This is a genomic window from Pseudomonas sp. HY2-MNA-CIBAN-0224 (assembly GCF_040310285.1).
GTDB lineage: Bacteria > Pseudomonadota > Gammaproteobacteria > Pseudomonadales > Pseudomonadaceae > Aquipseudomonas > Aquipseudomonas helleri.
This window is the reverse complement of the sequence record NZ_JBEOPQ010000152.1, coordinates 1-533: the sequence shown is the minus strand read 5'-3', so window position 1 is coordinate 533 and position 533 is coordinate 1. Positions and strand designations below refer to the sequence as shown.

Here is a 533-nt window from a genome sequence, read left to right as displayed (position 1 = left end):
GGCCGCCCCGTCTTCGACGCCGCGCTGTCGCGCAGCAAACTGGGTCTAGAGTTGAAGAGCGCGCGCGGGGGCAGAGTTCGTCGCTAGCACTGGTGTGTCCGCACCCGAATAAGAGAGTGATCCGCACGGTATCGGCGTAGAGTCGCTGAAGGCACGGCATGCCGTGACCTCGTATAAGAGAGTGAACCCTTTCGCCACCGTGTTCCCCCGCGCGCGCATTTCAATCCTGCGAGGAATTGTCATGGCGCGCAAGAACCAAAAACGCTTTGAGATTATCCATCACGACTGTGCCGGCATTGATGTTGGCAGTCGTGAGCATTGGGTCGCGGTCAATCCTGATCGAGCCGACCCACCTGTCCGAAAATTTTTGACCTTTACCGATGATCTGATCGCATTGGCCGACTGGCTTGCTTCATTGCAAATCAAGGTCGTCGCGATGGAAGCCACAGGCGTTTACTGGATCCCTCTTTTTGAAGTACTGGATGCACGAGGATTTGAGGTGTACCTGGTCAATTCCCGGGCGACACGCCAGA

General features: G+C 56.7%; 1 protein-coding gene. It reads left to right on the top strand.

Annotated features, from left to right (window positions below):
* Window positions 1-241 precede the first annotated feature (241 nt).
* Window positions 242-533, top strand: a 292-nt coding sequence (locus AAEZ03_RS25795) for an IS110 family transposase (protein ID WP_350582555.1), incomplete at its 3' end; no start/stop codon positions are given.